General features: G+C 27.3%; 6 protein-coding genes. All 6 read right to left on the bottom strand.

Features of this window, described 5'->3' with window-relative positions; genetic code table 11:
• Positions 1–169: 169 nt before the first annotated feature.
• The 6 genes from BUA77_RS12380 to BUA77_RS12355 all read right to left on the bottom strand — a co-directional run bounded on the left by BUA77_RS12380 (position 170) and on the right by BUA77_RS12355 (position 6212).
• Positions 170–2140 (bottom strand): S-layer homology domain-containing protein, encoded by a 1971-nt coding sequence (locus tag BUA77_RS12380; RefSeq protein WP_072890737.1) that lies wholly within the window; start codon positions 2138–2140, stop codon positions 170–172.
• A gap of 14 nt (positions 2141–2154) precedes the next feature.
• Positions 2155–3240: an S-layer homology domain-containing protein gene (locus tag BUA77_RS12375; protein ID WP_072890734.1), complete on the bottom strand. Its 1086-nt coding sequence runs from the start codon at positions 3238–3240 to the stop codon at positions 2155–2157.
• 90 nt (positions 3241–3330) lie between these two features.
• Complete coding sequence (locus BUA77_RS12370; protein ID WP_072890732.1) at positions 3331–4065, bottom strand: CpsD/CapB family tyrosine-protein kinase; 735 nt, start codon at positions 4063–4065, stop codon at positions 3331–3333.
• A gap of 11 nt (positions 4066–4076) precedes the next feature.
• Entirely contained in the window at positions 4077–4760 is a 684-nt protein-coding gene (locus tag BUA77_RS12365) for a YveK family protein (protein WP_072890730.1), read from the bottom strand.
• Between the two features lie 135 nt (positions 4761–4895).
• Positions 4896–5687 (bottom strand): tyrosine-protein phosphatase, encoded by a 792-nt coding sequence (locus BUA77_RS12360; RefSeq protein WP_072890727.1) that lies wholly within the window; start codon positions 5685–5687, stop codon positions 4896–4898.
• Positions 5688–5744: 57 nt separating this feature from the next.
• Positions 5745–6212 (bottom strand): exodeoxyribonuclease VII large subunit, encoded by a 468-nt coding sequence (locus BUA77_RS12355; protein WP_072889555.1) that lies wholly within the window; start codon positions 6210–6212, stop codon positions 5745–5747.
• Between the last annotated feature and the right edge of the window lie 83 nt (positions 6213–6295).

The following is a 6295-nucleotide window of genomic DNA, read 5'->3' as shown; positions in this document are numbered from 1 at the left end:
AAAAAATTCGCTTCATGCTATCGCATGGCTCATGTCGCCAACGAGTCCTAACGGACTCCGTTGCTCAAAATAGTTGATATTGTAGTACTTTTAGTAATGTTATCCACAAGTTGAAAAATTTATAATATCCTATAGAGTAAAAAAGCCCAGCTTATGCTGAGCTTTTTTTCTAGTTATTGAATAATCTGTATATAACTGTAGCAGCTTCTGCTCTTGTTGTATTGTCATTTGGTCTGAATAAGTTGTTATCTCCTTTAATTAGACCTTGAGCTACTGCTTTTGATAATGCTTCTTTAGCCCAAGATGGTATATTATTACTATCATAGAATTTTGAAAGATCTTCTTTTTCATCACTTTCAAGTGCTCTTCCTATCATTGTAGCCATTTCCGCTCTAGTAATATTAGCATTTGGATTGAATTTTCCATCAGCACCCTTTACTAGTCCTGCTTTATATGCTGTGTATACATAATCTTTTGCCCAGTGTGAGCTCATATCATTAAATGTTCCTTTGTCTTTTAATACATCAAGCTCTAGTGCATTTACTAGAAGTTTTGCAAATTCTGCTCTAGTTATCTTATTATTAGGTCTAAATTCATCTTTATTGTATCCTTTTACTACTCCTTTAGTTGCCATGGATTCTATATTGTCTTTTGCCCAATGAGCTTGGATATCTTCAAATGTTATTTCTCTTTCTACTACTGCATATTTACTAAAGTGTTCTAAGTTTGCATATATTTTGTTTCCTTTTACTTTTCCACCAACTATTTCAGTACTATTTTTGTTTATTCTTAATACTACTGATTTATTCTTGTTGATATTAAGGTCTGATATATCTATACCAACTTTTACTTTCTTACTGAATTTAGAACCTATATTAGTTTTATCTTCTCCATCTACTTTAAATAAGTTAATGTCTATTACTTTTGCAATTGTTTTTACTTCATCTTTAACTATACCCTTAACTTCATCTTTAGATATTTCTTTTACACCAAGCTCTATATTAGCTTTTTCATTATTTAAATCTAAATCTTCAATTGGTAGAGTTATTTCTAGTTTCTTAGTTTTTATAAATAGACTTCCTTCTTTTCCTTTAAGTCCTTTTAAACTTTCTACTGGAAGTGATATTTTTGCATTTAAATCTTTTATATCATCTATTTCTATATTAACTACTATTTCTTTAGAGGCTTTCTCTAAAACTTTTTCAATAGCTTTTGTTAATTCTTTTTTATCAAAGCTAACTTCGTTACCCTTAACTTTTATTGCATTATCAGGAATTGTAACTTCTCCTTTTTCTTCAGAAGAACTATCACTTGATGAGGAACCTCCTCCACCACCAGATGAACCTCCTGTGTTTGAATCTTCTCCATCAGTTTTAGGTGCTTTCCATATATCTAATTTTTCAGCTAGATATTCTGTTGCTTCTACCGCTACATTATCACTATTAATTTTATCTTCTACTGCTTGTATTAATATTTGATTAACATTTTTAATAACATCTAACTGCTCTTGTGTAAATCTTTTGGATTCTTCTAGTTTAGAATTTGCATCTTCTATGTATTTATCTTCAAATAATATTTTGATTTTTTCATCTTCTTTTGTTACTAGTTCTTGCCCATTGTATATTTCTTGAACTAAAGGTAGTAAAAAGTTTAGTTTTCTTCTCTTTGCACTTCCTTCACCACTTTCAAATCGAGAAAAATCTGTTTTAATTAAAAATTCTTGTGGAAGTTTTTTGTAGATAGCATCGTACTTATCATTTACAAAATCTTTTACTTTATCTTTACTTCCATCTTTAATATAAGTCATTAAGTTAGTTATTTCTGTAGTATCAGTACATTCATCTAATATTTCTTTTATTACTTGAGCTGTAAATCCATAGTCATTTACTAATTTAGTTTTTGAATTTTCATCTAGCTTGTCTATTTCTTTTTGTATGTCTTCAACACTTGTGCTTTCAGTTAAAGCATTGAAAACAGCCATGGCATTTGTACTTCCTTCTGAAGTCAATATAGGCTTAAGCTTTGTTTGTAGTATTTCAAAATAATCATTTTGTTGTGCATGAGAGATCATGCTTGATGGTAATAATGCTAATACCATTACTAAAGTCAATATTATGGATGTTAATTTTTTTTGTTTCATTTAGTATCCCCCTTTTATTTTTTGTTAATTAAATCATATACTCTTTTGATAATAGTTGCTGATTCTGCTCTTGTTGAATATTCTTTTGGATTAAATGAGTTTTCAGTTTTTCCTTTTATTATATTCATTTTAAGAGCTTTATTTATATTATCTACTGCCCAAGTAGACATATTATTTTTATCATTAAAGTTATCTATCGCTATATTACTCTTATTTGTATTTTGTATATTTTTATTATCAATTGCTCTTATAATTATAGTTACCATTTCTTCTCTAGTTACTTCTTTATTTGGAGCAAATGTGTCTTCATTTATTCCATTAATTAAACCATATTCACTTGCTGTTTTTATCACATCATAATACCAATCAGTATTATTTACATCTTTGAATGATATATTAAAAGATGTATTCTTTTGTTTTAAATCAAAAAGCCTTACTATAAGTGCAGTAAATTCTGCTCTTGTTATCTTCCCATCTGGATTAAACATTTCTTTTGATTTTCCATTTATTATACCTTTGCTAGCTAAAAACTCTATATCCTCTTTTGCCCAGTGCTTGTCTAGATCTTTGAATTCAACTTTTGGTGTTTCTACTTTCGGAACAGTTACTTCTTCAGTATTAGTTGTTTTATTTTCTTCTGGAGTACTTAGAGTTTCACCACTTCCACTAGATGACTTTTCTTCATCCTCATTTGAATCTTCTTCAATATACTTATTTACTATTTCTTTCATCCCATCTAAATCCTTATCTTCCATATGTGAAATCAAACTTTTTATATCTTCTCTACTTATCTCTTTTAATACATCCAAAGATTCTATGCATTCATCAAAGTCATATCCTTTTTCTTCAAACTTTTTTCCGTATATTGGTTCTACAAATTTTTTAACAGCTTTCTTTAGACCATCTATATTAGGGTCTTCTCTGTCTGCATACATTTTTATCATATTTATTCCTTGTTCTCTCAGTTGTTCATTATTAGCTGTTGCTATTTTTTCCAGGAAAAAGTTAATATCACTTTCACTAAGCTCTGCAAATGCCAGTCCATTTAATGATAAAATTAAAAGCATCACTATGACTGCTTTTGAAATTAGTCTTTTCAAACTACATCCCCCTTTCTAAAGTCCTAGTTTTCCTATAATTATATAATATTTATTATATTTTGGAAATACTTACATTTTATGTTTTTAATTTTATCCTACTACCTTTGAAAGTATACCTTTTCTTTTTTTACTATTATTTGTTTCTCCTCCATAATAGTTAGAATAGTAATAATAAGATTTGCTTATATCTAATGGTAGTTTGTTAAGTATTACTCCCAATATATTTGCGTTTACCTTCTTTAAGTTTTCTTTAGATCTTTTAACTAAATCAATCTCAACTTGACCAGATGCACATACAAGTACTACTCCATCTGTAAATGTTGAAATTATTGCTGCATCTGTAACTACTGCAACAGGTGGTGTATCTATTAATACATAATCATAATCTTTTTTTATAGTTTCTATTAAGTCCTTCATTTTATTAGAGCTTAGCATTTCTGCTGGATTTGGAGGTGTTTGTCCTGCTGTTAGTACATGTAAATTTTCTATTATATCTTTATTTACATATTCTTTATATGAAGTATTTTCAAGTAGTATATCTGTTATACCATTTGTATTGCTTATTTTAAATATCTTATGTACTTTTGGCTTTCTAAGATCGCAATCTATAACTATTACTTTTTTACCAAGATCAGCAAGTGTAACTGCTATATTAGATATTGTAGTTGTTTTTCCTTCTCCTTGAGTTGCACTTGTAAGCATTATAGTTTTTAAGTTTTTATCTATATTTGCAAATTGTATATTAGTTCTAATATTTCTATATGCTTCTGATATTGGAGATTTAGGGTTATCACGAACTATTAATTTTCTACTATCATTTCTCATTTTATTCACCTCTATTTATCTTCTTCTGGGAAAACAGGTATTACTCCTATTACAGGAAGCTCTAAATGTTTTTCTATATCCTGAGGAGTTTTTACAGTATTATCTAAGTACTCTATTAAAAATATTATAAACAGTCCTATCATAACTCCAAGTACCCCTGCTACTATAATATTTAGCATTGGCTTTGGTTTTATTGGATTTTCTGGTACTTTTGCATAATCTATAACCTGTACACTGTCTGCTTTTGTTATTCTTATAACTTCTTGAGTAAAAACTTGAGGTATTTTGTTTGCTATTTTTTTAGCTTTTTTTGCATCTGTGTCCTGTACCTTTATATTCATTATCTCAGTGTCTTTTACAGGAGATACTGTTATTTTTTCTTTTAATTCTTCATATTTCATATTAAGATTTAAGCCTTTGATTACCTTTTCAAGTACTGTTCTTGACTTTACTATTTCTCCATATGTTAAAACCAACTTTTGATTAAGTATTACATCTTGGTAATTTATTATAGAGCTTTCATCATTTTTAGCCTTATTCACCATTAAAGTCGTACTTGTTTCATATACAGGATCTAATACAAAAAAACTAACTACTGCACTTGTTAACACTGATATAACTGTAATAAGTGCCAAAATCCAAATTCTTTTTCTTATAATGTCAAAATACGCTCTTAATTCTATAGTCTCTTCCATTTTTAACCTCCTCGTTTTATGTCGAAATTTGTTGGAAATATTATTATATTATGGTTTTTTATGTAATTACCTATTATATTTTATAGTAAATTAGTTCTAGTTTCAATATATTTAAAAAAATAAAAGCCTAGCTTATTAACTAGACTTTTTGAATATTCTTTTAAATATATTTTTAAATCCTTTTTCTTCATATTTTTTTGGATTATCTATTTTTATATCTTTATTTTCTATTATAATTTTTGGATTTTCATAAAATATATTGTCTGCTTTTTCTTTTCCTAATATATTTTCTACATAGTTATAGCAATCTTTTAATATAGGTCTTCTTCTATTTGAAGAATGAGCATCTGTAGCTATAAAATGAACCATATCGTAAGTTAAAAGTGTATTACAAATATCTTTAACCTCTTTTCCATATTTCCCAGTTACGCTGCTTGCATTTAATTGTATTAATGCTCCACTGTTTATATATTCATATGCTAGATTAGGATTTTTTAATACTTGATAGTATCTTTCTATATGAGCAATTATAGGTGTATAGTTTCTTATTTTGAATTCGTATATTATATCCTCCATATTTTCAGGTATATTGTTAGGAGGAAATTCTATAAGAATATATTTGCTTTTGTTTAAAGAGTAAAAGTCAAGTTCATCTATTTTATTCATTAAATCCCTGCTGTAATAGAGTTCATTTCCTATTAAAACCTCTAAGTCAATTCCATTTTCTTTTAATATATTATTAAATTCTAAAATCCTTTTTTCTAATTCTTTTCCTGTTATAAAGTCAGAGTCTAAATGATAATGAGAAGTATTTATTATTTTTTTTATTCCATCTTTATGAGCTATCTTTGCCATCTCGATAGATTCTTCAAGTGATTTAGCCCCATCGTCTATGTTATGAACTATATGACAGTGTATATCAATCATATTTATCCCCCTTTTGTACAAAATTTAAGTCTAGTTATAATAACTAGACTTTATTAACTATATACACATTGCTGTTTTCATTCTCTCTATAATTTTATGATCATATTCTACTTTTTTTAGTGTATCTTCTGCACTAGCTATATATTTTTTAATTGTTTCTTGATTACTTTCTACATTATCTAGTCTTTCTTCTACATTATCTAGCCTTTCTTCTATATTTTCTAGTCTATTTTCTACATTATCTAGCCTTTCTTCTACATTATCTAGCCTTTCTTCTATATTTTCTAGTCTATTTTCTACATTATCTAGCCTTTCTTCTACATTATCTAATCTACTTTCTATATTTTCTAGTCTTCCTTCTACATTATCTAGTCTGTTTTCAATATTTTCTAGTCTTCCTTCTACATTATCTAGTCTGTTTTCAATTTTTCCAATTGTACCTTTCATTTCTTCTTGATTTTTTTCTAAATTATCTAATTTTACAAGTATTAAATTCATTATGTCTTTTACTTCTATATTGTCCATGCTTTCACCTCTATAATTTTATATAATAACTATATTATATCACAATATATTTACTTAAAATACATTATATTTTCTCTATAATC

The organism is Tepidibacter formicigenes DSM 15518 (assembly GCF_900142235.1).
Classification (GTDB): domain Bacteria; phylum Bacillota; class Clostridia; order Peptostreptococcales; family Peptostreptococcaceae; genus Tepidibacter; species Tepidibacter formicigenes.
The sequence above is the reverse complement of the archived record's forward strand: the minus strand, read 5'-3'. Positions and strand labels throughout refer to the sequence as shown.